This window comes from Serratia sp. MF1(2023) (assembly GCF_030954545.1).
Lineage (GTDB): Bacteria > Pseudomonadota > Gammaproteobacteria > Enterobacterales > Enterobacteriaceae > Serratia > Serratia sarumanii.
In genome coordinates, this window is the sequence record NZ_JAVHUX010000021.1 from 65526 (window position 1) to 91872 (window position 26347).

Consider the following 26347-nt stretch of genomic DNA (forward strand, 5'->3'; position numbering starts at 1 on the left):
GCGCGGCCGCGTCGCTAAATTATAAATTTCCCACACCACCGTCCATCTGCAGCTCGGCGCCGACCATAAAGGCCGACTCGTCTGCCGCCAGAAACACCGCCGCTTTGGCCAGCTCCAGTGCGCTGCCCATGCGGCCGATCGGTACCAGCGCGCGGATATCGTCGCGCAATGCCTGCTCATCCGCTTCCGCCAACCCCAGCTTACCCAACGCCGGGGTTTCGGTCGGGCCGGGGCTGAGGCCGTTAAGGCGAATGCCGCGCGCGTGCAGCTCGCCGGACAGCGTTCTGGCCAGCGACAGCAAGCCGGCTTTGCTGGCGGCGTAGGCGCTGCTCTGCGGCAGGCCGATATGGGCGCTGACCGAACCGCACAGGATCACCGAAGAAGGGTTGGCCAGCAGCGGCAGCAGCGCCTGGATCAGAAAAAACGGCCCCTTCAGGTTGATGTCCATCAGCCGCTGATAGCTCTGCTCATCCCACTCCTGCAGCGGGCGATGCGTAACATCGCCGGCGTTGATGTACAGCACGTCCAGCCGCGGCCACCGTTGCCCCAGCCGCTGCGCCAGTTCGCGCTGCTGCGGAATATCGCCGGCGTCGCTCAGCAGCAACAGCGCCTTGCCACCCAATGCCTGGCCCGCCGCGTCCAGGGCGCTTTGGCTGCGCCCGGTGATCGCCACCGTTGCGCCCTCGGCGATGAACTGGCGGGCGGTTTCCAACCCGATGCCGCTGGTGCCGCCGGTAATCAATGCGTATTTGCCTTGCAGTCGTGCCATAACCGATTCCTCTTTAGCGTCAGTTGCGGCATTATTTGCGCTATAGTTCCTTTTGCATAGTAGGCACCTTTTGGATACTAAAGGACGAGGTGGGATGAAATGACGGCGCAAGCGCCATTCGCGGCGGAAAATAATTTGGCGGCGTTGCCGCCGGCGGGCGAACCCTGCCCGATGGTGGACTTCGTCAATCTGGTGTCGGGCAAGTGGGCGATACCCATCCTGTACCGACTGATAATGATCGACGGCCCGGTGCGATTCAGCGAGCTGCAGCGGGCGGTGGCGCCCATTGCGCAAAAAGAGCTGACGCGTCAGCTGCGGCTGTTCGAGCAGCGTGGCCTGGTGACGCGGCAGGTGTTTCCCGAAGTGCCGCCGCGGGTGGAGTATCAGGTCACCGCGCTCGGTAAATCGCTGCGGCCGACGCTGGATTCGCTGGCCGAGTGGATGCGCCGACACGCGCCGCAGCTGATCGGCGGCTAGTCGCCGATGCCCGGCGGGTTGATGGCGGAGCGCTCGACCTTTTCATCGCCTTCGCCCCAGCGCTCCAGCACTTGCGCGTATTCGCCGCTGACGATGACGCCGTTGATGGCGGCGTTGATGGCGTTCACCAACCCGTTGCCTTTTTTGGTGGTGACCGCGACGTAGGCCACGTTGGGGCCGATGCCGACCATTTTGGTCTTGCCGGTCAGCGCCGCCTTGTAGGCGCCGGTGGAGTGGGGGCCGAAGAACGCATCGGCGCGCCCGGACTGAATGCTCAGGTTGGTGGCGGCGTCGTCGGTGACGTAGATCGGCTGCACCGGCGGCAACCCGGCGGCGCGGTTTTGCTTATCCCATCCCAACAGTATGTTTTCCTGATTGGTGCCGGATCCGACGATGACCCGCAGCCCGGCGACGTCCTGCGGCCGGTTGATCGAGGTGATGTGGCTGGTGGATTTGACGTAAAAGCCCAGCGTGTCCACCCGATAAGTGGCGAAGTCGAATTTGGTCTTGCGCAGTTTGGTGACGGCGATGTTGAAGATCGCCGCGTCGTATTTGCCGGTGCTGATGCCCAGCGGCCAATCTTCCCACGAGGTAGGCACCAGATTCAGCTCCAGCCCAAGGCTGTCGGCCACCAGGCGGGCGATGTCCGGATCGCTGCCGATCAGCGTTTTATTGTCCTCGGCGAACAGCGCCAGCGGCGGGGAGTTCTCGAACGCCACCGCCACCGTCAGCCTGCCGGGCACCGCGAAGTGAAAGTTTGCCGGAATCAGTGCGATAGCGGCCGGGTTTTTCTCCGCGCGTATCGGCTCTCGGTTAGCCAGCAGATCGATACCGCCCGCCGTGGCCGCCTGCACGGCGGCGCTCAGCAACAGCGCGCACAGCGCCGAAATCCTCAGTGGCATAGCACCCTCTATCCTTTGTTAATCATGGGGTTACTATTGGCGGCGGCGCGGGGCAAGTAAAGCAACAATAGTGAATAACCAAAGTGAAAAGATGCACAAGCGCGGCGCCGGGCTGCGCGAATCTGCAGCACTCGACGTGGAAAGTGCGCAATCAGGTTGAAAGCAGTAGAATTTGTCACTCATACTGCGTACAGCTAATTGTGTAAAACAAGGAACGCCAGATGGCCGAAGAAACGATTTTCAGTAAAATTATCCGCCGCGAAATCCCTGCTGATGTGGTTTATCAGGACGACCTGGTCACCGCTTTCCGTGACATCTCTCCCCAGGCACCCACCCATGTGCTGATCGTTCCCAACGTGCTGATCCCAACCGTCAACGACGTGACCGTGGAGCATGAAGCCGCGTTGGGCCGCATGATCACCGCCGCGGCGAAGATCGCCGAACAGGAAGGCATCGCCGAGGACGGCTACCGCCTGATCGTCAACTGCAACCGCCACGCCGGTCAGGAGGTCTATCATATTCACATGCACCTGGTCGGTGGCCGCTCGCTGGGGCCGCTGCTGTCACGTTAAGCGAGGAAATCATGCGCGGTAAAAAAACTCTCCGTGGTTTGATGGCGTTGGCGCTGCCCGCCGCGTTGCTGATGGGATGCAGTTCATCGCCCGGCATCGCGGTCAACCAAGGGCAGACGGTGGTGATGGATCCTTCGGTGCTGACCGCCGGCATTTTGGCCGATACGCCCTCGATTTCGAACGCCTCCGGGCGGGTGATGGCGACCTCGGTGCTCAACAACAGCCAAATGACGCCGGTCACCGTACATTACCGCTTCTATTGGTACGACGCGCAGGGGCTGGATATTCGCCCCTTCGAGAAACCGCGCGAGATCGTGGTGGCGCCCGACTCGGACGCCAAAATTTACTCGATTAACGGCAATCTGGACGCTAAAAGCGCGCGTCTGTATCTGTACCTGTAAGCGCTTGCCAGGTTTGGAGAAAAAGCATGAAAAAGTACGTCTTAGTGGCGCTGGCCGCATTAACCCTCAGCGGCTGTCTGTCGCGCCCGCCTGAGCCGGAACAACCGTTGCCGCCGGTCACCGTCGAACCGGAACAGCCGACGCCGCCGGTCGAGCAGCCGCAGCCGCCAACCACCGAGCCGGTGCCGCAGCCGCCGAAAATCCAGCAGCTTGACTGGCTGGGCAGCGTTCAGCCGCTGGTGGGGCAGATGCTGAAGGCCGATGGCGTCACGGCCGGCAGCGTGCTGCTGCTGGACAGCGTCAAGAACAACACCAACGGTTCGCTGCAGATGGGCAAAGCTACCGCGGCGCTGTACAAGGCGCTGGCGTCGAATTCCACCTTCAGCGTGGTGCCGGAAGCGAAGCTGACCAGCGCCAGACAAACGCTGGGCCTGTCGGCGGATGACAGCTTCGGTTCGCGCAGCAAGGCGATTGGCCTGGCGCGCATCGTCGGCGCGCAGTACGTGCTGTACAGCGACGTCAGCGGCGACGTGAAGTCGCCGGCGTTGGATATGCAGCTGATGCTGGTGCAAACCGGCGAGATCGTCTGGTCGGGCAATGGCGCCGTTAAACGCTGAGGCCGCGCTGCGACGATTGATGGAAACCAGACTGCCGGCGGTGAATACCGCCGGTTGTCATTTCAGCCCGGTGCAGGGGCTGACCGGCGAGAGCTGGCGCATCGACGGCGCGGGCATCACGCTGTTGGCGCGCCAGCACAGTGCGGAAAAACGCGCGCTGGGCGTGAGCCGACGGCGGGAAGCGCGGGTCTTGCTCCGCTGCGCGCCGGGGCTGGGGCCGCGGGTTTTCGCACAGAATAATCAGTGGCTTATCCTCGAATGGCTCGAAGGTGACGTCGTCACAGATGCCGAGTTTGCGGCGCTGAATGAGCGCGGCGAGCTGGCGGCGATGGCGGCGGAACTGCATCGGCGGCCGCTCAGCGGTTACCGGCTGGATCTGCGGCGGCAATTCCTCCGCTACTGGCCGCAGCTGGATACGCGGCGTGTAACCCCCGCCTGGCTGCGCCTGCAGCGCCATTTTTTGCTAAGTGTGCCGCCACGGCCGCTGCGCCTGGCGCCGCTGCACATGGACATCCACCCGGGCAATTTGCTCGCCACCGGTGAGGGGCTGCGATTGATCGACTGGGAGTATGCCGCCGACGGCGACGTGGCGCTGGATATCGCCGCGCTGTTTCGCGGCAATGGTTGGTCGGCCGGGCAGCAGCAGCGCTTTTTGCAGCACTACGCGCGCCAGGGCTATCACGACGCCGCCCGGCTGCAGGCCCAGGTGCGGGGCTGGCTGCCGTGGGTGGATTATCTGATGCTGCTGTGGTTTGAAGCGCGCTGGCAACAGAGCGGCGACGCCGAATTTTTACGCTGGGGCGCTGCAGTGCGCCGGCGACTTTGTTTATCATCATCCGAATTCTGAACGAACAATAATGAAGTGAGGTGCCCGTGGGCCCAGTAATGCTAGATGTCGCCGGCTACGAGCTGGATGCAGAAGAACGCGAGATTTTGAAACACCCGCTGGTTGGCGGATTGATCCTGTTTACCCGCAACTTCCACGATGCGGAGCAGCTGCGTGAGCTGGTGCGCCAGATCCGCGCCGCCTCGCACGATCGGCTGGTGGTGGCGGTAGACCAGGAGGGCGGGCGCGTGCAGCGCTTCCGCGAGGGCTTCACCCGCCTGCCGGCGGCGCAGTCGTTCGCCGCGTTGCACGATGCGCAGGAAGGCGGCCGGCTGGCGCAGGAGGCCGGCTGGCTGATGGCGGCGGAGATGATCGCGCAGGATATCGACATCAGCTTCGCACCGGTGCTGGACATCGGCCACGGCAGCGCGGCGATCGGCGAGCGTTCGTTCCACAGCGATCCGCAGCAGGCGCTGGCGATGGCCGAACGCTTTATCCTCGGCATGCACAGCGCCGGCATGAAAACCACCGGCAAACACTTCCCTGGGCACGGCGCCGTCAGCGCCGATTCGCACAAGGAAACCCCGCGCGATCCGCGGCCGCTGGCGCAGATCCGCGAGCACGACATGGCGATCTTCCGCGAGCTGATCAACCGCCAACTGCTGGACGCCGTCATGCCGGCCCACGTCATCTATACTGAAGCGGACCCGCGCCCGGCCAGCGGCTCGCCTTACTGGCTGCAGCAGATCCTGCGTCGGGAGCTGGGCTTCGACGGCGTGATTTTCTCCGACGATCTGTCGATGGAAGGCGCCGCCATCATGGGCAGCTATGCCGAGCGCGGCCAGGCGGCGCTGGATGCCGGTTGCGACATGATCCTGGTGTGCAACCACCGCGAAGGTGCGGTCAGCGTGTTGGATAACCTGTCCCCGGTCAAAGCAGAGAAGGTGAAGCGGTTATATCATCGCGGTCAGTTCACCCGTCAGGAACTGCGCGACTCCGAGCGCTGGCAGCAGGCGCACAAGGCGCTTAGCGCGCTAAGCGAACGCTGGGAGGAGCACAAGCAGCGTTCGCAGGGGTGAATCCAGGCGCCGCATCGCGGCGCAGAGCGGAAATGATGAGGGCCGCGCCCGCGGCCCTTGGCTTGTTGCGAGGATCCACATGATTATCTATTTGCACGGCTTCGATTCCACCAGTCCCGGCAATCATGAAAAGGTGTTACAGCTGCAGTTTATCGATCCGGACGTGCGCTTCATCAGCTACAGCACGCTGCATCCGCGTCACGACATGCAGCATCTGTTGAAAGAGGTGGACAAGGCGGTGCAACAGGGCGGCGACGCGAACCCGTTGATCTGCGGGGTCGGCCTCGGCGGTTTCTGGGCGGAGCGCATCGGCTTCCTGTGCGGCATTCGCCAGGCGATGTTCAATCCTAATCTGTACCCGGAAGAGCACATGCACGGCAAAATAGATCGGCCGGAAGAGTATCGCGATATCGCCACCAAGTGCGTGGAGGATTTCCGCGAGAAGAACCGCGATCGCTGTCTGGTGGTGCTGTCGCGGCACGACGAGGTGCTGGATAACCGGCGCAGCGCCGAATTGCTGCATCACTACTACGAGATCGTGTGGGATGAACAGCAGACGCACAAGTTCAAAAACATCTCCCCCCATCTGCAGCGGCTCAAGGCGTTCAAGGCGCTGGGTTAACAGTTTCATAACGCTGCCGTGAGCCGCGCTTCCCGTTTTTCACCGGCGGAAAGTGCGGCTTTTTTGTGCGCCCAGGCAAGATTTTGCGTGGCAATCGGCAAAATTTAAAACTGTGACTCAGCGCTAACTATTTGAATCACAATCGCCAAAAAATCCTCGCGTCCAGCCTTTAACCAAAAAAATTTGATGTACGTCAATTTTGGTATGACCAAATAACCTCACATGTTATTCTGGCCTCAGAGAGCCGATTTATTTTAAGCGAACCCTATGTATTCTAAGGATATTATTTATTTACCCTGGAATAACAAATGGTTCACATTTAGGGGGTTATTTTGACAACGCCAAAGAAGAAAATCGTTATTGTTGGCGGCGGCGCCGGTGGCTTGGAGCTGGCGACCAGCCTGGGCCATAAACTTGGCCGCAAGAACAAAGCGGAGATCACGCTGGTGGATCGCAACCACAGCCATTTGTGGAAACCGCTGTTGCACGAAGTGGCGACCGGTTCCCTCGATGACGGCGTGGATGCGCTCAGCTACCTGGCGCACGCGCGCAACCACCATTTCAGTTTCCAACTGGGGTCGTTGACCAACATCAACCGCGAGACGCAAACGCTGCAGCTGGCGCAGATCTGCGACGAGCAGGGCGGTGAGCTGGTGCCGGCGCGCGAATTGCCGTACGACATTCTGGTGATGGCGCTGGGCAGCACCTCGAACGATTTCGGTACGCCGGGCGTGAAAGAGCACTGCATCTTCCTGGATAACCCGCATCAGGCGCGTCGCTTCCACAACGAAATGCTCAACCTGTTCCTGAAGTTCTCGGCGCAGCCGGGGCAAAAAGAGCGGGTCAACATCGCCATCGTCGGCGGCGGCGCCACCGGCGTTGAGCTGTCCGCCGAACTGCACAACGCGGTGAAGCAGCTGCACAGCTACGGTTTCGAAGGCCTGGACAACAGCGCGCTCAACGTGACGCTGGTAGAAGCCGGCGAGCGCATTCTGCCGGCGCTGCCGCCGCGCATTTCCGCTGCGGCGCACCAGGAGCTGATCAAACTGGGCGTGCGCGTGCTGACCAACACCATGGTGACCAGCGCCGATGCCAAAGGCCTGAACACCAAGGGCGGCGAGTTCATCGACGCCGATCTGATGGTGTGGGCAGCCGGCATCAAGGCGCCGGACTTCATGAAGGATATCGGTGGCCTGGAAACCAACCGCATCAACCAGCTGGTGGTGGAGCCAACGCTGCAGACCACGCGCGATCCGAACATCTTCGCCATCGGCGACTGCGCCTCCTGCCCGAAAGAGGGCGGCGGTTTCGTGCCGCCGCGCGCCCAGTCGGCGCACCAGATGGCCTCGCGCTGCGCCACCAATATTCTGGCGCTGATGAACGGCCAGACGCTGAAGCCATACGTGTATAAAGACCACGGCTCGCTGGTGTCGCTGTCGCGCTTCAGCACCGTCGGCAGCCTGATGGGCAACCTGATGCGCGGCTCGATGATGGTGGAAGGGCGCATCGCGCGCTTCGTCTACATCTCGCTGTACCGCATGCACCAGGTGGCGTTGCACGGTTACATCAAAACCGGCCTGATGATGCTGGTGGGCGGCATCAACCGGGTGATCCGCCCACGTCTGAAAATGCACTGATCCCGCCTTTGTCGACCAACCCGCGCCGGTTCGCCCGCGCGGGTTTTTTTATGGCGGCGCGAGGCGATCGGCGGCGGTTGCTTGATTCTTCAGCATAAGCTGTCGTCGGTATGGGTAAAATTCTTAAGATTCCTCCTAAACAGCGGAAAAACGGCCGTTTTCCCGCATTTTTGGTCCCCTTGTCTTATTGCGGGGCTTCAGATCATTGTGCAGACTTTACCTCGTTTACAGACGGCGCGTCGCGCACGCCGTAAACCGGGATACCGCAAGCCGCCCACGCGCTAAATAATAAGCGCGGTGCCATGCCGGTAACAGACCCCGGAAAAAATGCGTGGTAACACTTTCAGGAGGTTTCCTGTGAACAAGTCAATGTTAGCCGGTGTTGGAATTGGTATCGCTGCCGCTCTGGGGATTGCCGCGGTAGCCAGCCTGGACGTCTTTTCTGCCGGTCCGCAATATGCGCAGGTGCTCGCCGCAACGCCGATTAAAGAAACCATCAAAACGCCGCGTCAGGAATGCCGCAACGTCACCGTTACGCACCGTGCGCCGGTGCAGGATGAAAACCGCATCGCCGGTTCTGTGCTGGGCGCAGTGGCGGGCGGCGTGATCGGCCACCAGTTCGGCGGCGGCCGCGGGCGCGACGTGGCGACCGTGGTTGGCGCGCTGGGCGGCGGCTATGCCGGTAACCAGGTGCAAGGGGCGATGCAGAATAACGACGTCACCACCAGCGTGCAGCAGCGTTGCAAAACGGTCTATGACAAGTCTCAGAAAATGCTGGGCTATGACGTGACCTACAAGATCGGCAATCAGCAGGGCAAGATCCGCATGGATCACGATCCGGGCACGCAAATCCCGTTGGATAAAAACGGCCAGCTGGTGCTGAACAGAGCCTGATCGCCACATTCGAATTAAGCCCGCGGGCAGTGTTAGTTCTGATCGTTTAACCCGGTTAAGCGAGTGGCGTTAACATTGACGCGGGTTTCTGTTTTCTGCCCGCCCAACAATTTGCGATCGTTCTAATGTCTGCGTGCGATATCACTGGGCAAAACTTCAAAAAAGCCCCCGCGTTTGTTATATTATTGTGCAATTAAGCGGTGTTATCGGCGCCAATCGCCACACCGGCCAAACCTGAGTATTTCGTCTCGCAGAGATAACGACATGTTAGATTTTCGCTTTCCGACAGCGTTGCAAATGGTCCTTAGCGTCGCCGTAGCTGAGAAGCAGGGCATGCGTTCGACGAGCGCCACCCTTGCCGCCGCTCTGGAAGCCAACCCCAGCTTTATCCGCAAACTGATGGTGCCGCTGACCAAAGACGGCATCATCGTTTCCACCCTGGGCCGCAACGGCTCTATCCACCTCGGCCGCCCGGCGGAAGAGATCACCCTGCGGGACATCTATCTGGCGGTGATCGACGACAAGCGCATCTGGGCTTCCCGCCCTGAAGTGCCGGCCCGTTGCCTGGTGAGCGCCAACGCCTGCTGGTATTTCAAATCGGTGGTGAACGAAGCCGAACAGGCTTCGCTTGCGGTGTTGGCGCGCCATACCGTGGCCGATTCGCTGGCCGAACTGGAGCGGGGCGACAAGCGCGCCTGCGCGGAGTACGCCGCCGCGCAAGAGGCTGAAACCGCAGACAAATAATCGCGGTTCGCATGCATAAAAAAAGGTCGGGCAATGCCCGACCTTTTTACATTTTAACGCCGCGTTCAGACGGTCTGCGGCTGCGCTTTGCGCGCCACCAGGCGCCGCAGCGTGACGTAGAACACCGGCGTCAGGAACAGCCCGAACAGGGTGACTCCCAACATGCCGGAGAACACCGTGATGCCGGTGACGCCGCGCACCTCGGCGCCGGCGCCGTGGCCGAGGATCAGCGGGATGGTGCCGGCGATGAAGGCGATGGAGGTCATCACGATCGGCCGCAACCGCAGGCGACAGGCCTCCAGCGCCGCCTCGACGATGCCTTTGCCCTGCATTTCCAGCTCGCGGGCGAACTCGACGATCAGAATGGCGTTCTTGCAGGCCAGCCCCATCAGAACGACCAGCCCGACCTGCACGAACACGTTGTTGTCGCCGCCGGTCAGCCACACGCCGAACAGCGCCGACAGCATGGTCATCGGCACGATCAAGATCACCGCCAGCGGCAGCGTCCAGCTTTCGTACAGCGCCGCCAGCGCGAGGAACGCCAGCAGCACCGCCACCGGGAACACCACCAGCGCGGCGTTGCCCTGGGTCGATTGCTGATAGCTCAGATCGGTCCACTGGATGTTCATGCCGTTCGGCAGCAGCTTGCCGGCCATCTGCGTCAGCGCGCCCATCGCCTGGGTAGAAGAGAGCACGCGCGGATCGGCGTCGCCGATCAGATCCGCCGCCGGGAAGCCGTTATAGCGGATCACCGGATCCGGGCCGTAGGTAGTGCCGATGTTGACCATGCTGCCGATCGGCACCATTTCACCCTTGTCGTTGCGGGTGCGCAGGTTGGCGATGTCCTCTACGCTGTCGCGGAACTGGCCGTCGGCCTGCGCCATCACCTTCCAGGTGCGGCCATAGCGGTTGAAGTCGTTGATATAAGACGAACCGAGGTAGGTCTGCAGCGTGCTGAACAGCGCATTGAGCGGCACCCCCTGCGCCTTGGCCTTGTCGCGATCGATTTTGGCGTCCAGCTGTGGCACGTTGGCCTGATATGAGGAGATCGGGAACCCCATGCCCGGCGTTTGCATAATGGCGCCGGACATGGTGTTGATCGCCGTTTGCAGCGCGCCGTAGCCCAGCCCGGCACGATCCTGCACGTACAGCGAATAGCCGGAGCCCTGGCCGATGCCGAGGATCGGCGGCGGCATGATTGAGAAGGCGAAGCCTTCCTGGATCTGTGAAATGCGCGCGTTGATCTCGGCGTTGATCTGCGCCGCGGTGCGGGTACGGGTGCTCAACGACTCCAGCGCGAAGAACACCGTGCCGGTATTCGGCGTATTGGTGAACTGCAGCGCGTTCAGGCCGGGGAAAGCCACCGCATCGGTGACGCCGTCCACGCTCAGGCCGATGGCGCTCATCTTGCGGATCACCGCATCGGTGCGTTCCAGCGAGGCGCCTTCCGGCATTTTCACGCCGCCGATCAGGTACAGCTTGTCCTGCGTCGGGATAAAGCCGCCGGGCACGGTCTTGAACATCACCCCGGCGGCGGCCAGCAGCAGCAGGTAGACGACGAACACCGCGCCGCGCCGGCCCAGCACGCGGGAGACGCCGCGCTGGTAGCGTTGCGAACTGCTGGCGAAGAAGCGGTTGAACGGCCGGAACAGCCAGCCGAACAGCCGGTCGATCAGGCGCGACGGCAGATCTTTCGGCGCGCCGTGCGGTTTGAGCAAGCGTGCCGCCAGCGCCGGCGACAGGGTCAGCGAGTTGATGGCGGAGATCACCGTCGAGATGGCGATGGTGACGGCGAACTGCTTGTAGAACTGCCCGGTAACGCCGGAAAGGAACGCCATCGGCACGAACACCGCGCACAGCACCACGGCGATGGCGATGATCGGGCCGGAAACCTCGCGCATCGCCTGGTGCGCCGCCGCCAGCGGCGACAGCCCCTCTTCGATATTACGCTCGACGTTTTCCACCACCACGATGGCGTCATCCACCACGATGCCGATCGCCAGCACCAGCCCGAACAGGCTGAGGGTATTGAGCGAGAAGCCCAGCAGATACAGCGCGGCGAAGGTGCCGACCACGGAGATCGGGACCGCCAACAGCGGAATGATCGAGGCGCGCCAGGTCTGCAGGAACAGTATGACCACCAGCACCACCAGGATCACCGCTTCCAGCAGCGTATCCACCACCGCGCGGATCGAATCGCGCACGAACACCGTCGGATCGTAAGGCGATTTCCAGCTCATGCCATCCGGGAAGCGGGTCGCCAGCTCGGCCATCTTGCCGCGCACCGCGTCCGACAGCTCGATGGCGTTGGCGCCCGGCGACTGGAAGATACCGATACCGACCGCATCCTTGTTATTGAGCTGGGCGCGCAGCGCGTAGCTGCCGGAGCCCATTTCGATGCGCGCCACGTCGCGCAGCCGCACGATCTCGCCGTTGTCGCCGCTCTTGAGGATGATGTTGCCGAACTCTTCTTCGGTTTGCAGGCGACCCTGGGCATTGATCGACAGCAGATAGTCGCTGCGCGTCGGCATCGGCTCCGCGCCGAGCTGGCCGGCGGAGACCTGCACGTTTTGCTCCTGCATGGCGCTCACCACGTCGGAGGCGGTCAGCCCACGCGCGGCGACCTTGTTCGGATCGAGCCAGATGCGCATCGCATACTCACCGGCGCCGAAGATCTGCACCTGGCCGACGCCCGGCAGGCGGGCCAGCTCATCCTTGACCTTCAGGGTGGCGTAGTTGCGCAGGTACAGCGAATCGTACTTGCCGGAAGGCGAGACCAGATGCACTACCAGCGTCAGCGCCGGGGACTGTTTCTGGGTGGTGATGCCCTGGCGGCGCACGTCTTCCGGCAGGCGCGCTTCGGCCTGCGCCACGCGGTTTTGCACCTGCACCTGGGCCTGATCGGGATCGGTGCCGGGGCGGAAGGTGACGGTGGTCACCAGCACGCCGTCGGAACCGGCGACCGATTTCATGTACATCATGTTTTCGACGCCGTTGATCGCTTCTTCCAGCGGCGTGGCCACCGTTTCAGCGATCTCTTTCGGGTTGGCGCCCGGGTATTCTGCGCGCACCTGCACGCTGGGCGGCACCACGTCCGGGTACTCGCTGATCGGCAGCAGCGGGATGGCTATCACCCCGGCGACAAAAATCAGTATCGACAGCACCGCGGCAAAGATCGGTCGGTCGATGAAAAAGCGGGAAAAGTCCATGGGTCAGAAGTCTCTGCTGGGAGCTTAGTTAAGTGCGGAAGCGATAGGGTTCATGGCGACGGTTTTCGCGTCGACCGGCATGCCCGGCATAAACACTTTCTGCATGCCGTCGACGATCACCCGATCGCCGTTTGCCAACCCTTTCTGCACGATGCGCAATCCTTCGGCCATGCGGCCCACGTCGATGTCGCGGCGCTGCGCTTTGCCGTCTTTATCGACGATGTAAACGAACTTGCGGTTCTGGTCGGTCATCACCGCTTTATCGTCGATCAGCATGGCGTTGAACTCGGCGCTGCCGGGCATCTGTACCCGGGCGAACAGCCCCGGCGTGAAGCGGCGATCGCGGTTGTCGAGCAGGGCGCGCATGCGGATGGTGCCGGTTCCGGCGTTCAGCTGGTTATCGGTGAAATCCACCAGCCCCTGATGCGGGGTGCCGTCTTCGCCCACCAGGCCGACCTTCACCGGCAGGCGCGCGTCGTGCCGGCCCTGCTGCTGATAGCGCAGGAAGGTGGCTTCATCCACGTCGAAATAGACGTAGACCTTGTCGAGCGACACCAGCGTCGTCAGCACGCTGGCGCTGTCGCCGGCGGTGACCAGGTTGCCGGCGGTGATCATTGCGCGGCTGGCGCGCCCGTCAATCGGCGCGGTAACACGGGTAAAGTCGAGGTTCAGCTGCGCCATGTCGAGCTGAGCTTGCGCTGCCAGCACGTTGCTTTGCGCCTGCGCGGCGGATGACCGGCGCTGTTCCCAGACTTCCTGAGAGATGGCCTGAGTGCCGATCAGTTTCTCGGTGCGCGAGGATTCGCTGCGCGCCAGGGCGGCCTGGTTGCGAGCCCGCACCAGCTCGGCCTGCGCCTGTTCGCGTGCGGCGCGGTAGGTGCGATCGTCGATGGTGAACAGCACCTGGCCTTTTTTCACCTCGTCGCCTTCGGTGTAGTTGACCCGTTCGATGTAACCGGAGACCCGTGGGCGCAGCTGCACGCTCTGCACCGCTTCGACCCGGCCGTTGAAGGCATCCCACTGGCTGATCGGTTTGACCACCACGCTGGCGGCGCTGACCACCGGCGGCGGTGGCGGGGCGTTGTGCGCGACGCTGTTGTCGCACCCGGCGAGCAGGGCGGCCAAGCGCCACCCCGGAAAGCCGCTGGCCCAGAGCGACGGCGCGCGCGCGGCCGCCGGCGTTGAACGATGAGTTTGGTTGATTTGCCATTATTTTTATTCCGATGAGTAAGTGCGGTCAGGCCCCATACCCGGCCCTGTTCTCCGGGATTCGCCCCGCGCCGGCGTGTGGTGAGGGGGCGGCTGTGCCGTGCAGCGGCGCAGCGTTAGGTTTTGAAACACATTGGTGTCACATTAATGTATCAATATCGGTTACATTAATTGGGTGGAGTATAGTGGCGGCTTTCCGGTAAATGCAATAATAAAAATTGCATTTAAAGCGAAACTGTTGCAACGTATGTGCATCGGGCAGAGGGGAACCCTGCCAAATGATGGGAGCATCAGCATGAACACTACGGGCTTTATTACCGATTTGAAGGCGTGGATCGACAACAATCTGGAAGAGAAACTGGATATCAACACCGTGGCGGATCGCGCGGGCTATTCCAAATGGCACCTGCAGCGCATGTTCAAACGCCAGACCGGCTACGCGCTGGGGGAGTATATCCGCATGCAAAAACTGAAAGTGTCGGCGGAGCGCCTGGCCAACAGCGGCGAGCCTATCGTCAGCGTGGCGATTTCGCTCGGCTTCGACTCACAGCAGTCGTTCAACCGCAGCTTCAAACGCCAGTTCGGCCAAACGCCGGGCGACTGGCGCCGCGCGTTGGCGCAGCCGGCGTCTATGGGGCGCACGCACCACTGAGCGGTTGGGCAGTGGGGATAAAAAAGCCTGAATTTGCGTTCGGGCTTTTTTGTCTATGTGGAAGGAGGGATTGATTCGCTGCGCTCACCCTGCGGGCCGTCGTTGGCGGTCCAAAACGCAGGCGTTTTGTCGAACCCAGTCGAGGGTTCTCACCCTCCCGGTCGGTGCGCTATGCATACAAAAAAGCCTGAACGTGAGTTCAGGCTTCTTCGTAGAATATGGCGGTGAGGGAGGGATTGATTCGCTGCGCTCACCCTGCGGGCCGCCGTTGGCGGTCCAAAACGCAGGCGTTTTGTCGAACCCTGTCGAGGGTTCTCACCCTCCCGGTTGGTGCGCCATGCATACAAAAAAGCCTGAACGTGAGTTCAGGCTTCTTCGTAGAATATGGCGGTGAGGGAGGGATTCGAACCCTCGATACACTTTCGCGTATACACACTTTCCAGGCGTGCTCCTTCAGCCACTCGGACACCTCACCATATTTTTTGTTGCGAAATCATCGCTGCAACGGGGCGCTACTATAGGGAGTGGGGCCGATCCGGTCAAGAATAATTTCTGTGTTTTTGTTCGTCCGCTCAAGCCGTGCGCACTTTGCTGAAAACTGCGGCGAACGCAGGGCAGATGTCATGAATAGGCGAGAAAATCAGCGGTAAGGTTCGTGGATAACCGGCGGAAATGAGAATCGCGGTCACAGAGCGGGGGGAGATGCGCAGTGCACCCCTCTCGGCGGTGCATCATGCAAAAAAAAAGCCTGGACGCGAATCCAGGCTTTCTCTTTGAATTTGGCGGTGAGAGAGGGCTTGATTCGCTGCGCTCACCCTGCGGGCCGCCGTTGGCGGTCCAAAACGCAGGCGTTTTGTCGAACCCTGTCGAGGCTTCTCGCCCCTCTCGGCGGTGCGCCATGCAAATAAAAAAGCCTGGACGTGAATCCAGGCTTTCTCTTTAAATTTGGCGGTGAGAGAGGGGTTCGAACCCTCGATACACTTTCGCGTATACACACTTTCCAGGCGTGCTCCTTCAGCCACTCAGACACCTCACCGTTTTGTTGTCGAAAACGCTTTGCGCTGTCGACGGGCGCTAATGTAGGAGAATCTGATCTCAGCGTCAACCCTCTTATTTCATTCTCATGACTATTTAGCCAAACTTGCAGCAATTTGCTGATTTACCGAACGATATTCCCACTCGCGGCCGCCAGCGGGCAGGGCAGGCAGCGGTAAGAATCCATGAAAGACGATCGCTTGAACTTTTTCTGCACAGATAGCTCAATATATCGCCACTGAGGTTGGGTTGTTTGCTGTTATATGCATTAATACTGGATTATTAGTCAGATGTGTCGCTAAATGGAATCATGTCGGCGCGGCGTTTTTGGCAAGGAATATCACGACGCCGCGCAGATTGCCGGGTGACAGGCCGGCGATATCGCAGACAGGGACAGACTCATTACATAATAATGCAGTAGAGGTTCGTTGTGACTCCTTCAGATGCCATACCGGCGCCGCAAGCGCGCCATGCCATTCCCCCCGGTGCGGGGGCGCTGTTCTTCATCCAGATCTTCGCCACGCTAGGCTTCGCCGTGCTCTACTCCACGCTGGTGCTGTACGCCACCAAGCGATTGGGCTTCAACGAAAGCAGCGCCAACGCCATGATGGGCGTGTTCGGCGCCTTCAACTATGGCCTGCACATGTTCGGCGGTTACCTCGGCGGCCGATTCCTCAGTAACCGCAATCTGTTCGTGCTCGGCATGGTGCTGCAGGTGATCGGCTGCGCGCTGATTGCCGTCGCGGGCGTGTGGGGGCTGTACTGGGGGCTGGCGATGTTCCTGACCGGCAGCGGCCTCAACGTTACCTGCATCAATATGATGCTCACCCAGCGTTTCAAGCCGGACGATGATCGGCGCGAATCGGCGTTCCTGTGGAACTACGCCGGCATGAACCTCGGGTTCTTCGTCGGCTTTACCGTCGCCGGTTATTTCCAACTGACGGAAAACTATCGCGCGCTGTTCCTGTTCGCCACGCTGGGCAACGCGGCGGCGATCGTCGTCGCCGTCTGCCGCTGGCGCATTCTGGCGGATCTCAATACGCCGCTGCGCGACGCCAGCCGCAGCCAATACCGTTGGCGCATGCTGGTCGGGCTGGCGGTACTGGTGGCGCTGGTGCCGATCATCCGTGTGATGCTGACCCACGCCGAGTTCAGCGGCCACTTCGTGATCGTGCTCGGCGCGCTGATCTTCCTGATGCTGTGCGTGGTGACGCTGCGCCACCATCCGCGCGATGAGCGCCGCAGAATGGCGGCCTATCTGATCCTGGCGCTGGGCTCGCTGGTGTTCTGGGCGCTGTACCAGCTGGCGCCGATGGGGCTGATGCTGTTCTCCGAGCACAACATCAACCTGAACGTTTACGGCATTCAGGTGGCGCCGCAGTGGATCCAGAACATCAACACGCTGGTGATCGTGGTGGGCGGCCCGCTGCTGGCCTGGTGGTTCAACCGCTTGCGCGCTCGAGGTTGCAACATCGACATTCCGCTGCAGTTCTCCGGATCGCTGTTCTGTATCGGGCTCGGCATGCTGGTGCTGCCGCTGGGCATCAGCATGGCGGGCGGCGATGGGCTGGTGGCGTTTAAATGGATCGTCATCAGCTATGTGCTGCAAAGCGTCGGTGAATTGATGATCTCGCCGATCGGTTACGCCATGATCGGCAAGTTGGCGCCGCCGCGCTATCAGGGCGTGATGATGGGCTGCTGGATGATGGTGACCGGCGTCGCCTCGGTGCTGGCGGGCTACGTCTCCGGCCTGATGCCGGAAAACAGCGGCAGCACGCCGCCGCAGACCAACCCCGGCTACAGCGAAATCTTCAGCGCGCTGGGCTGGGGGGCGACGGGCGTCGGCGTGGCGATGCTGATTCTCATTCCGCTGTTGCGGCGCCTTATCCGGCGCGACGGCCCGTCTGCCGCCTGATTGGCTAACATGCACAACAGCCCCACTGGTCGGGGCTGTTTTTATTTTGGGCTTTAACGCTTGCATCCGGCGGCGAATCGCGGAAGGCTGGAGGTAAACCAATAAAAACAAACGGGAGCCCGCAGTATGAACATCATTTATTACCACCCCTTGTTTAACGCCCAGGAATGGCTGGCCGGCATCAAGCAACGCCTGCCGCAGGCCGAGATCCGCGAATGGCAGCGCGGCGACGAGCGGCCGGCCGATTACGCGCTGGTGTGGCGCCCGCCGCACGAGATGCTGGCCAACCGCCGCGATCTGAAAGCGGTGTTCGCCCTCGGCGCCGGCGTTGACGCGATCCTCGATCAGGAGCGCAAACACCCCGGCACGCTGCCTGCCGGCGTGCCGCTGCTGCGGCTGGAGGATACCGGCATGGCGCAGCAGATGCAGGAATACGCGCTGAGCTATGTGCTGCGCTATTTCCGCCGTTTCGACGAGTATCAGGCGCTGCAGCAGCGGCAGGAGTGGCAGCCGCTCGATCCGCACTCGCTGGATGATTTCACCATCGGCATCCTCGGCGCCGGCGTGCTGGGGCAGAGCGTGGCGCGCAAGCTGACCGAGTTTGGCTTCAGCGTGCGCTGCTGGAGCCGCAGCGCCAAACAGATCGATGGCGTGCAAAGCTTCGCCGGGGAGGCGCAGCGCGCCGCCTTCCTCGATGGCGTCAAATTGGTGATCAACCTGCTGCCCAATACGCCGGAGACCGTCGGCATTCTCAACCGCGAGCTGTTCGCGCAGCTGAGTTCGGGCGCCTATCTCATCAACATCGCGCGCGGCGCGCACCTGGTGGAAGCCGATCTGCTGGCGGCGCTGGAGCAGGGGCAACTGGCCGCCGCCACGCTGGACGTGTTCGCCCGCGAGCCGCTGCCGCAGGATCACCCGTTCTGGCGTCATCCGCGTGTCACCATTACCCCGCATATTGCTGCCATCACGTTGCCGCAGCAGGCGATGGATCAGATCGCCGCCAACATCCGCGCGCTGGAGGCGGGGCATGCCCCGGCCGGCGTGGTCGACAGGCAACGGGGGTACTGATCCTTCTGCCGCCGTTCGGTAGCTGATAAGCTGTTATCGTCATCGCGCCTGCCCGTGCCTTTGCGGGCGGCCCTCTGGAAGGAGAAACAATGTACCCCGTTGATTTGCATATGCACACCGTCGCCAGCACCCACGCTTACAGCACGCTGCACGATTACATCGCCGAAGCCCAGCAGAAGGGCATCAAGCTGTTCGCCATCACCGATCACGGCCCGGACATGGCCGATGCGCCGCACTACTGGCACTTTATGAACATGCACGTGTGGCCGCGCCTGGTGAACGGCGTGGGCATCTTGCGCGGCATCGAAGCCAACATCAAAAACCTGCAGGGCGACATCGACTGCACCGGCCCGATGTTGACCGCCACCGACGTGATCATCGCCGGTTTCCATGAGCCGGTGTTTGCGCCGCAGGATAAAGCGTCCAATACTGAAGCGATGATCGCCGCGATGGCGCAGGGGGACGTGCATATCATCAGCCACCCCGGCAACCCGCGCTACCCGATCGACATTCCCGCCGTCGCGGCGGCGGCGGCCAAATACGAGGTGGCGCTGGAGCTGAATAACTCGTCGTTCACCCACTCCCGCAAGGGCAGCGAGGCCAACTGCCGGGCGATCGCCGCCGCGGTGCGCGATGCCGGCGGCTGGCTGGCGCTGGGCTCGGATTCGCACGTCGCCTTTTCGTTGGGTAACTTTGAGCACTGCGAGCGCATTATCAGCGAGGTGGGCTTCCCGCAGGCGCGTATTCTCAACGTCAGCCCGCGCCGGTTGCTGGACTTTCTCGAGCGGCGCGGCAAGCCGGCGATTGCGGAATTGGCCGATTTGTGACATCGTCCCGGCAAAATTTTCCGTATTGTATAAGGCATTATCATGAATGAGTTTTCCATTGTCTGCCGCGTGCTGGGTACGCTGTTCTACCGCCAGCCGCAGGATCCGCTGCTGGTGCCGCTGTTCGCGCTGATCAAAGAGGGCAAGCTGCAGCAGCACTGGCCGCTGGAGCAGGATGACCTGTTGAAGCGCCTGCAGCAGGGCTGCGACGTCAACCAGCTGGCGACCGACTTCAACGCGATGTTCGTCGGCAGCGAATGCAGCGTGTCGCCGTTCCGCTCCGACTACGTCGAAGGCGCCAGCGAAGCGGATGTGCGCACCTTCCTGCAGCAGCGCGGCATGCCGCTGGCGGAGGCGCCGGCCGATCATTTCGGCCAGCTGCTGCTGGCGGCGTCCTGGCTGGAAGATCAGTCGCAGGAAGATGAAGCGCAGGCGCAGATCGCCCTGTTCGACGAGTTCCTGCTGCCGTGGTGCGGCCGCTTCCTCGGCAAAGTGGAAGCCCACGCCACCACCGGTTTTTACCGCACGCTGGCGCTGATGACCCGCGACGCCATCCAAGCGATGCGCGACGAGCTGGCGGAGTACGAGCAGGACGACGAAGCGGGCGACGAAGAAGCGTAACGCCGCAGCTTACCCAGGCGGGCCGCCCGGCCCGCTAAACACAGGTTTGCATCCCCCAGACGTAAATTGACAAAAGATCCCTTAATCTGGCGGTTTACCGTCGGCTCGGCCGCGCCTGCGCGCCGCGCTTTTTCACGCAAGGGGCAGATGATGAAAAGTAACTGGATGCAGCAGATTCAAACGTTGATCGGGCAGAAGGCCGGCGCGATGGGCGGGGCGGAAGGCATCGGCAAGCTGCTGGCGCCCACGGCGCTGGGCGGCCTGGTCGGCGTGCTGTTGGCCAACAAGTCCTCGCGCAAGCTGGTGGGCAAGTTCGGCAAGAATGCGCTGATCATCGGCGGCAGCGCGGCGGTGGGCGCGGTGCTGTGGAACAAGTATAAGCAGCGGGTGAAAGAGACCCATCAGGACGAACCGCAGTTCGGCCTGCAAACCACGCCGGTGGATCTGCGCGCCAAACGCCTGGTGCAGGCGCTGGTGTTCGCCGCCAAGAGCGACGGCCATATCGATGCCGACGAGCAGCGCGCCATCGATCACAGCCTGGCGCAGCTGCAGGTGGGGGAAGAGGCGCAGGGCTGGGTGCAAGAAGCGATCGAGCAGCCGCTCAACCCGGAATTGATCGCCCGCAGCGTGCAAAACGAAGACGAGGCGCTGGAGGTTTACTATTTGAGCTGCCTGGTGATCGACGTCGATCACTTTATGGAGCGCGGCTACCTCGACGCGCTGGCGCAGGCGCTGAAGATCCCGGCGGACGTCAAGCAGGGCATCGAGAGCGACGTCAACGAGAAAAAGCGCGAGCTGGCGTAGCGCCGCTTGGCAAGCCGGGGGGAATCGTGTCACTCTTGCCGCAATCTATGTAAGCGGATGATTTAGCAATGATGACCCCACCGAAAGCGGAAAAACGCCCTTATCCCATCACCATCCACGGCGACACGCGCGTGGATGACTACTACTGGCTGCGCGACGACGAGCGCGCAGACCGCCAGGTGCTGGACTACCTGCAGGCGGAGAACGCCTACACCGATGCGATGCTGAAGCCGCAGCAGGCGCTGCGCGAAACCCTGTACGAAGAGATGGTGGCGCGCATTCCGCAGCAGGAACATTCGGTGCCTTACGTGCGCCACGGCTATCGCTATCAGACGCGCTATGAGCCGGGCAATGAATACGCGATTTCCGTGCGCCAGCCGCAGGCCGAGAGCGAGCGCTGGGAGGTGCTTATCGACGGCAACCAGCGCGCCGAGAATCACGAGTTTTACACCCTGGGCGGGCTGGACGTCAGCCCCGACAACCAGCGGCTGGGGGTGGCGGAGGATTTCCTGTCGCGCCGCCAGTATGACATTCGCTTCAAGAACCTTGCCGACGGCAGTTGGGCGGACGAAGTGCTGGAGAACACCTCCGGCAGCTTCGAGTGGGCCAACGACTCCTCGACGGTGTACTACGTGCGCAAGCACGCCAAGACGCTGTTGCCGTATCAGGTTTATCGCCACGTGGTGGGCAGCGATCCGCAGCAGGACGAGCTGATTTACGAAGAGCTGGACGATACCTTCTACGTCGGGCTGGAGAAGACCACCTCTGAGCGCTTTATCCTGATCCACCTGAGCAGCACCACCACCTCGGAGATCCTGCTGCTGGACGCCGACCGTGCGGACGCCAAGCCGCAGCTGTTCGTGCCGCGCCGCAAGGATCACGAATACGCCATCGATCACTATCACCAGCATTTCTACATCCGCTCCAACAAGGACGGCAAGAACTTCGGCCTGTACCAAAGCGAACAGGCGGACGAAGCGCAGTGGCAGACGCTGATCGCCCCGCGCGCCGACGTGATGCTGGAGGGCTTTAGCCTGTTCCGCGACTGGCTGGTGGTGGAGGAGCGCAGCGCCGGCCTGACGCTGCTGCGCCAGATCCACTGGCAGACTGGCGAAGAGAAGCGCATCGCCTTCGACGATCCGACTTACACCACCTGGCTGGCGTACAACCCGGATCCGGAAACCGCGCTGCTGCGCTACGGCTATTCGTCGATGACCACCCCGACCACGCTGTACGAGCTGAATATGGACAGCGGCGAGCGGACGATGCTCAAACAGCAGGAAGTGAAGAACTTCACGCCGGAAAACTACCGCAGCGAGCGAGTCTGGGTGAAGGCACGCGACGGCGTCGAGGTGCCGGTATCGCTGGTGTATCGCCAGGACAGCTTCCAGCGCGGCGCCAACCCGCTGATGGTGTACGGCTACGGTTCCTACGGCAGCAGCATGGATCCGGCGTTCAGCGCCAGCCGCCTGAGCCTGCTCGATCGCGGTTTCGTGTTCGCGCTGGCGCACATTCGCGGCGGCGGCGAGCTGGGGCAGCTGTGGTATGAAGACGGCAAGCTGTTCAACAAGCAGAACACCTTCAACGATTTTATCGACGTAACCGAAACGCTGGTTGCCCAGGGGTACGGCGACGGCAAGCGGGTGTTCGCCATGGGCGGCAGCGCCGGCGGCCTGCTGATGGGGGCGGTGATCAACCAGGCGCCACAGTTGTTCCACGGCGTGGTGGCACAGGTGCCGTTCGTCGACGTGGTGACCACCATGCTGGACGAGTCGATCCCGCTGACCACCGGCGAATACGACGAGTGGGGCAACCCGAACGAGCAGGCCTATTACGACTACATCAAGCAGTACAGCCCGTACGATCAGGTGAAGGCGCAGGAATATCCGCATCTGCTGGTGACCACCGGCCTGCACGATTCGCAGGTGCAGTATTGGGAGCCGGCCAAGTGGGTGGCCAAGCTGCGCGAGCTGAAAACCGACGATCGGCAGCTGCTGCTGTATACCGACATGGATGCCGGCCATGGCGGCAAGTCCGGGCGCTTCAAGGCCTATGAGGATATTGCGCTGGAGTACGCCTTCATTCTGGCGCTGGCGGAGTAACGGCATTCGGCGGGCGGCCTGCGCCGCCCGCCATGTTAGCCAAGCAGATAGTATTTCAGCGTGTGTTTCATGTCCGGGCTCAGATCGTCGATGGATTTCAGCATCCAGCGCAGATAGCCGGGATCTTCCTGGGCGATGCGATCGATCTCCTGCCCGCGATACTTGCCGAATTTGAACTTCTTCAGCAGCACCGGTTGTTCGGTGATCTGCACCATTTGCTCCGGCGTCCAGCCCGAATCCTTGATGATGCGTTGCAGCAGCGCGGCGGTGACGTAGCAGTCGTACAGCGCGCGGTGCGGGTACAGCGTGGCGTCTGCCGGCAGCTGCACGTCCAGGTTCAGTGCGTAGCGCAAATACTGGTTGCCGTACTTGATGTCCGGATACAGCGTGCGCGCTAGTTTGAGCGTGCAGATCCAGGCGCCGTTCATCTCCGGCAGCACGCCGCGATCGAAAGCGGCGTTGTGCGCCACATAGTAGGGGCTGCCCTGATAGCGGCCGATCGCCACCGCAATGCGCGGTTTGCCTTCCACCATCTGTTCGGTGATGTGATGAATCGCCATCGCGTCGAGGCTGATGGGGCGATCCGGGCTGACCAGATCGCTCATCGGAATGTATTGTTTTATTATTCAATTGGTTATAACTTCAGGGGGTGCTAATGGGGTGCTGGGAATGGCACCCCGAAAGGATTACTTGCAGCGCTCAAGCTCTCTTTGTGCTTCTGCTCGCTGGATATCAATGTAATTTGCCAGATCTTGAACATGAACCAGGCGCGGCGATTTTTGCGTGTCACCCACGCGGAAGGTGGGGATCGGTAATCTTCCCTCAGATGCTTTTTGCTCAGCTGTAGCAGGGCGCATACCCATGAAACGCTCAGCAACAACAGATAATTTAATAGTTGCGCTCTCAAATTCAGCAAGCAATAAAAACATTGTATTCATTTTCTAACTCCAGACAGTAAATTATCAAACATCATTCTTGATCTAATCGCTACTATTGATTCTCTTGGTTCATCTTTTAATAGCGTTCTTTGCCTTGATGCAATTGTTGTTTTACATCGCTTTGATGTTGCAACTGATTTAAAATCAGAGTGAACAGAAATAATTTTTATCTCGTATTGCCTGGTTCTACCAACGTTCTTTTGGATAATATCAATATCAACATTGATAGAACGCTTTGCACTATTTCTTAAATTTAAAATCCTCCGCATATCGATATTGGCTTTGGGGAAATTACTTTTAATCAAATCAAGATGTTCATTATGTGTATAATGACCGCCGTTTTCTTTCAAAAACATCAACAAATCATAATTTGTTGGGTTAGATAGTTGTTTTTCAGTCATAGTTGCCACTCTCATATGATTCATCATCATCTTCAAAAGCATCAATGCATAAACATACGATTAAAAGAATAATTAAAATAATCGCGCCCCATGAATAACGATCTAAATTTTCAATAAATTCAAGAATTCCCATTTCCTTCTTCCTTAATGCTTAATGCATCGCGTAAACTAAGATAAAGAGATTCCGCTTCATTTCTATAAAGTGATAATTCTCGCCCTGGGACACTACCAAGATTAATAATATAAAATTCACCAGAATCTGTATTTAAAGGCTTACAAGTGAAAAATTCACGTTGTGGATCAGAATCAGAACTTTTAATAATTGGTGCTGGTGGATTAATACCACGCCAGGCTAAAAGCTCTCGCGCCATTGTGGCAGCATCACCACATTGAACATGATCGGTTTCTTCAATATTTTGCAATTCTTCATTCTTTAACATTATGCATTTTTCTTCTTTTTAGCGTTGCGTAATTTGGTTATTCTTGATTTTACTGCCCGTGTTTCTGCTGGGCTTTCTGCCACCGTCAATGCAAATTTTAATGCTTGCAATTGAGTAGTAAATAAATAATCTCCCGGCCCTTTATCTTCAGGGAATTGAGATCGGCAACATGCCGGGATATTCTTAAACCATAAACCATTTTTATCTTGCGTCAGTGAACCGCGCATTGTTAGATTTACATATCGTGTTTCATTAGGAAATGCTTTAGGGACACCATATTGTGATTGACTATTTCGTTTTCGTCGTATGTTTCTAACTTCCCATTCATCTATAGTTATTTCTACGCGGCCTTTATCATCTGTATACGGCCAGCAACTATAAAAAATTTTTCCTGGTTTTATTTTCATATTAAAAATCCCTATAGCAATGAAGTCTCCATTTTTTTAGGAACTAATAACGCTGAATCTTTAACTGCCTGTGGTATCTTATCATCTGAAACAGTTTCAAATTGAATATGAGTTGCACTAGTCCAGCCATGAAGTTGCCCAACTGCTAAAGTATTCACTGAAACTAACCAACGATGCATATCATAATGACATTGCCTAGCATCTGCCAAATTAACCGCTGTAACCACATACCAAAAACGGAACTCTTCACCACTTGCCGATTTAGCAGGTCTGCGATCAGCAATCCAAGCGGGATCGCCATCAAACCAGCCAAATCTAAAATATTTTTCCCGTACAATCTGCCCTACATAAGCAGGGGCATTAATGGGAGTCTGATTATAACAATCAATAGCCTCTTTTTCTGTTTGATATTCTTCTTTACATGTATGGCAAAGATATGTTGCAGGAATCGCGGCAATAGATGTAATAACCGGGCGCTTTATTAATTCAATCATTATTTTTTTCATCCTTTTTAAAATAAATTGATAGTTCGGAATCTTCCATTTCACCAGCGATCAACGGATGCAAATCTAAAATGTTTTTACTTGGATTTGGTTTTGCTGGAGACAAAAACCAATCACTAACCGAACCACAACCCATGCGGCGCCGATATTTCCAGGCCACTGGATCAGCTGATAACTTAGCCTCTAATTCTGTATTTCTTTTACGGAGATAAATTAATTCTTCATTTTCCGTCATATGATGTCCTTTGTAACATGTCACAATGAAAATTATCGCCACATATTCTAGTTTATTTTTTATTCAATTTTTTAACTAATTCATTAATGCAATCACGAGCATGTTGTTTATATGTTTCAGCCGCATCACCGCTATAACTCCCATCAACTGCTTCTTCAAATGCATCCAGGGTGTCAAAGAAACAGCCCGCCGCGATTTTGAATGTGTTATCCATCCAGACCGCAAAGATTGTACGCGAGCTATATCCGCAATTTTCGCGATATGAAACATTGCTAATCCGTTGAGGATCGAGATAGAAAGAGCCGCCAACACTGAGGTTATCCGGCAGGCTGGTGATGCCTGTGCTGCGCAAATCCAGGTAGCCGCCAACACTGAGGTTATCCGGCAGGCTGGTGATGCCTGTGCCCTCCAAATCCAGGGAGCCGCCAACACTGAGGTTAT

27 protein-coding genes, 2 tRNA genes, 1 other RNA gene and 3 pseudogenes are annotated in these 26347 nt (G+C 59.5%); 17 read left to right on the forward strand and 16 right to left on the reverse strand.

The window, feature by feature from the left end; all coding sequences use genetic code 11:
* Nucleotides 1–19: 19 nt before the first annotated feature.
* Nucleotides 20–769 carry an SDR family oxidoreductase gene (locus REA38_RS12955; RefSeq protein ID WP_033655057.1) on the reverse strand — a complete coding sequence of 250 codons (750 nt, stop codon included), beginning with the start codon at nucleotides 767–769 and terminating at the stop codon, nucleotides 20–22.
* Between the two features lie 99 nt (nucleotides 770–868).
* Here REA38_RS12955 and REA38_RS12960 point away from each other — a divergent pair, with 99 nt between their 5' ends.
* Complete coding sequence (locus REA38_RS12960) at nucleotides 869–1246, forward strand: helix-turn-helix domain-containing protein (RefSeq protein ID WP_072265263.1); 378 nt, start codon at nucleotides 869–871, stop codon at nucleotides 1244–1246.
* On the opposite strand, the gene REA38_RS12965 is transcribed toward REA38_RS12960, so the two are convergent.
* A complete protein-coding gene (locus tag REA38_RS12965; RefSeq protein WP_308886003.1) occupies nucleotides 1243–2148 on the reverse strand; it encodes a transporter substrate-binding domain-containing protein in 906 nt (301 codons plus the stop codon). The two genes, REA38_RS12960 and REA38_RS12965, sit on opposite strands and share 4 nt — an antisense overlap.
* A 221-nt stretch (nucleotides 2149–2369) precedes the next feature.
* Here REA38_RS12965 and hinT point away from each other — a divergent pair, with 221 nt between their 5' ends.
* The 9 genes from hinT (at nucleotide 2370) to REA38_RS13010 (ending at nucleotide 9540) form a co-directional block, all read left to right on the forward strand.
* Entirely contained in the window at nucleotides 2370–2720 is a 351-nt protein-coding gene (gene hinT / locus REA38_RS12970; RefSeq protein WP_049194616.1) for a purine nucleoside phosphoramidase, read from the forward strand.
* Nucleotides 2721–2731: 11 nt separating this feature from the next.
* A complete protein-coding gene (locus REA38_RS12975) occupies nucleotides 2732–3121 on the forward strand; it encodes a YcfL family protein (RefSeq protein ID WP_033646437.1) in 390 nt (129 codons plus the stop codon).
* A gap of 26 nt (nucleotides 3122–3147) precedes the next feature.
* A complete protein-coding gene (gene lpoB, locus REA38_RS12980) occupies nucleotides 3148–3738 on the forward strand; it encodes a penicillin-binding protein activator LpoB (RefSeq protein WP_033646436.1) in 591 nt (196 codons plus the stop codon).
* The gene (locus tag REA38_RS12985) at nucleotides 3719–4585 is read left to right on the forward strand and encodes a phosphotransferase (RefSeq protein ID WP_308886004.1); all 867 of its coding nucleotides are present in this window, start codon (nucleotides 3719–3721) and stop codon (nucleotides 4583–4585) included. The genes lpoB and REA38_RS12985 overlap by 20 nt, the downstream gene beginning before the upstream one ends.
* Nucleotides 4586–4623: 38 nt before the next feature.
* Nucleotides 4624–5643 (forward strand): beta-N-acetylhexosaminidase, encoded by a 1020-nt coding sequence (gene nagZ, locus REA38_RS12990; RefSeq protein ID WP_049301657.1) that lies wholly within the window; start codon nucleotides 4624–4626, stop codon nucleotides 5641–5643.
* Between the two features lie 79 nt (nucleotides 5644–5722).
* Entirely contained in the window at nucleotides 5723–6265 is a 543-nt protein-coding gene (gene ycfP, locus REA38_RS12995; protein WP_039566586.1) for an alpha/beta hydrolase YcfP, read from the forward strand.
* 332 nt (nucleotides 6266–6597) lie between these two features.
* Complete coding sequence (locus REA38_RS13000) at nucleotides 6598–7902, forward strand: NAD(P)/FAD-dependent oxidoreductase (RefSeq protein WP_004928794.1); 1305 nt, start codon at nucleotides 6598–6600, stop codon at nucleotides 7900–7902.
* A 357-nt stretch (nucleotides 7903–8259) separates the two neighbouring features.
* Nucleotides 8260–8796, forward strand: coding sequence for a glycine zipper 2TM domain-containing protein (locus REA38_RS13005; protein WP_004928798.1), 537 nt, complete (start codon nucleotides 8260–8262; stop codon nucleotides 8794–8796).
* A 264-nt stretch (nucleotides 8797–9060) separates the two neighbouring features.
* On the forward strand, nucleotides 9061–9540 hold the full coding sequence (locus REA38_RS13010) for an Rrf2 family transcriptional regulator (RefSeq protein ID WP_025302433.1): 480 nt from the start codon (nucleotides 9061–9063) through the stop codon (nucleotides 9538–9540).
* A gap of 65 nt (nucleotides 9541–9605) precedes the next feature.
* Here the strand turns inward: REA38_RS13010 and sdeB are convergent, their stop codons facing one another.
* Together sdeB and sdeA are read right to left on the reverse strand one after the other, a co-directional pair.
* A complete protein-coding gene (gene sdeB / locus REA38_RS13015) occupies nucleotides 9606–12749 on the reverse strand; it encodes a multidrug efflux RND transporter permease subunit SdeB (RefSeq protein WP_039566581.1) in 3144 nt (1047 codons plus the stop codon).
* Nucleotides 12750–12773: 24 nt separating this feature from the next.
* Nucleotides 12774–13959, reverse strand: a pseudogene (gene sdeA, locus REA38_RS13020) (multidrug efflux RND transporter periplasmic adaptor subunit SdeA).
* A 294-nt stretch (nucleotides 13960–14253) separates the two neighbouring features.
* On the opposite strand from sdeA, the gene REA38_RS13025 reads away from it, so the two are divergent.
* On the forward strand, nucleotides 14254–14610 hold the full coding sequence (locus REA38_RS13025; RefSeq protein WP_004928813.1) for a helix-turn-helix domain-containing protein: 357 nt from the start codon (nucleotides 14254–14256) through the stop codon (nucleotides 14608–14610).
* A gap of 219 nt (nucleotides 14611–14829) precedes the next feature.
* Here the strand turns inward: REA38_RS13025 and REA38_RS13030 are convergent.
* The 3 genes from REA38_RS13030 to REA38_RS13040 all read right to left on the reverse strand — a co-directional run bounded on the left by REA38_RS13030 (nucleotide 14830) and on the right by REA38_RS13040 (nucleotide 15646).
* A non-coding RNA gene (locus REA38_RS13030) (RtT sRNA) lies at nucleotides 14830–14949 on the reverse strand.
* A 46-nt stretch (nucleotides 14950–14995) separates the two neighbouring features.
* Nucleotides 14996–15085 (reverse strand) — tRNA-Ser (locus tag REA38_RS13035).
* A 471-nt stretch (nucleotides 15086–15556) separates the two neighbouring features.
* Nucleotides 15557–15646 (reverse strand) — tRNA-Ser (locus REA38_RS13040).
* Nucleotides 15647–16093: 447 nt separating this feature from the next.
* Here REA38_RS13040 and REA38_RS13045 point away from each other — a divergent pair.
* The 6 genes from REA38_RS13045 (at nucleotide 16094) to REA38_RS13070 (ending at nucleotide 22982) form a co-directional block, all read left to right on the forward strand.
* Nucleotides 16094–17560 carry a peptide MFS transporter gene (locus tag REA38_RS13045; RefSeq protein ID WP_308886012.1) on the forward strand — a complete coding sequence of 489 codons (1467 nt, stop codon included), beginning with the start codon at nucleotides 16094–16096 and terminating at the stop codon, nucleotides 17558–17560.
* A 126-nt stretch (nucleotides 17561–17686) separates the two neighbouring features.
* Complete coding sequence (gene ghrA, locus REA38_RS13050) at nucleotides 17687–18628, forward strand: glyoxylate/hydroxypyruvate reductase GhrA (protein WP_060429243.1); 942 nt, start codon at nucleotides 17687–17689, stop codon at nucleotides 18626–18628.
* Nucleotides 18629–18717: 89 nt separating this feature from the next.
* Nucleotides 18718–19455, forward strand: coding sequence for a phosphatase (locus tag REA38_RS13055; RefSeq protein WP_060425626.1), 738 nt, complete (start codon nucleotides 18718–18720; stop codon nucleotides 19453–19455).
* 42 nt (nucleotides 19456–19497) lie between these two features.
* Nucleotides 19498–20076 (forward strand): molecular chaperone, encoded by a 579-nt coding sequence (locus REA38_RS13060; RefSeq protein WP_033646428.1) that lies wholly within the window; start codon nucleotides 19498–19500, stop codon nucleotides 20074–20076.
* A gap of 150 nt (nucleotides 20077–20226) precedes the next feature.
* Nucleotides 20227–20880 (forward strand): tellurite resistance TerB family protein, encoded by a 654-nt coding sequence (locus REA38_RS13065; protein WP_033638740.1) that lies wholly within the window; start codon nucleotides 20227–20229, stop codon nucleotides 20878–20880.
* A gap of 68 nt (nucleotides 20881–20948) precedes the next feature.
* Nucleotides 20949–22982, forward strand: a complete 2034-nt coding sequence (locus REA38_RS13070) for a S9 family peptidase (protein WP_033653828.1) — start codon at nucleotides 20949–20951, stop codon at nucleotides 22980–22982.
* A gap of 35 nt (nucleotides 22983–23017) precedes the next feature.
* Here REA38_RS13070 and exoX read toward each other — a convergent pair.
* The 9 genes and pseudogenes from exoX to REA38_RS13115 all read right to left on the reverse strand — a co-directional run.
* A pseudogene (exoX, locus tag REA38_RS13075) lies at nucleotides 23018–23590 on the reverse strand (exodeoxyribonuclease X); the annotation flags it as partial.
* Between the two features lie 78 nt (nucleotides 23591–23668).
* Nucleotides 23669–23920: a pyocin activator PrtN family protein gene (locus REA38_RS13080; protein ID WP_308886005.1), complete on the reverse strand. Its 252-nt coding sequence runs from the start codon at nucleotides 23918–23920 to the stop codon at nucleotides 23669–23671.
* Complete coding sequence (locus tag REA38_RS13085; RefSeq protein WP_308886006.1) at nucleotides 23917–24321, reverse strand: hypothetical protein; 405 nt, start codon at nucleotides 24319–24321, stop codon at nucleotides 23917–23919. Before REA38_RS13085 ends, REA38_RS13080 begins: the two co-directional genes overlap by 4 nt.
* A complete protein-coding gene (locus REA38_RS13090) occupies nucleotides 24314–24454 on the reverse strand; it encodes a hypothetical protein (protein WP_308886007.1) in 141 nt (46 codons plus the stop codon). Before REA38_RS13090 ends, REA38_RS13085 begins: the two co-directional genes overlap by 8 nt.
* Nucleotides 24441–24761, reverse strand: a complete 321-nt coding sequence (locus tag REA38_RS13095) for a hypothetical protein (RefSeq protein ID WP_308886008.1) — start codon at nucleotides 24759–24761, stop codon at nucleotides 24441–24443. Before REA38_RS13095 ends, REA38_RS13090 begins: the two co-directional genes overlap by 14 nt.
* Nucleotides 24761–25168, reverse strand: coding sequence for a hypothetical protein (locus tag REA38_RS13100; RefSeq protein WP_308886009.1), 408 nt, complete (start codon nucleotides 25166–25168; stop codon nucleotides 24761–24763). Before REA38_RS13100 ends, REA38_RS13095 begins: the two co-directional genes overlap by 1 nt.
* 11 nt (nucleotides 25169–25179) lie before the next feature.
* A complete protein-coding gene (locus REA38_RS13105) occupies nucleotides 25180–25662 on the reverse strand; it encodes a hypothetical protein (protein ID WP_308886010.1) in 483 nt (160 codons plus the stop codon).
* Nucleotides 25655–25906, reverse strand: a complete 252-nt coding sequence (locus REA38_RS13110) for a hypothetical protein (protein ID WP_308886011.1) — start codon at nucleotides 25904–25906, stop codon at nucleotides 25655–25657. The genes REA38_RS13105 and REA38_RS13110 overlap by 8 nt, the downstream gene beginning before the upstream one ends.
* 52 nt (nucleotides 25907–25958) lie before the next feature.
* Nucleotides 25959–26347 (reverse strand): annotated as a pseudogene (locus tag REA38_RS13115) (hypothetical protein); the annotation flags it as partial.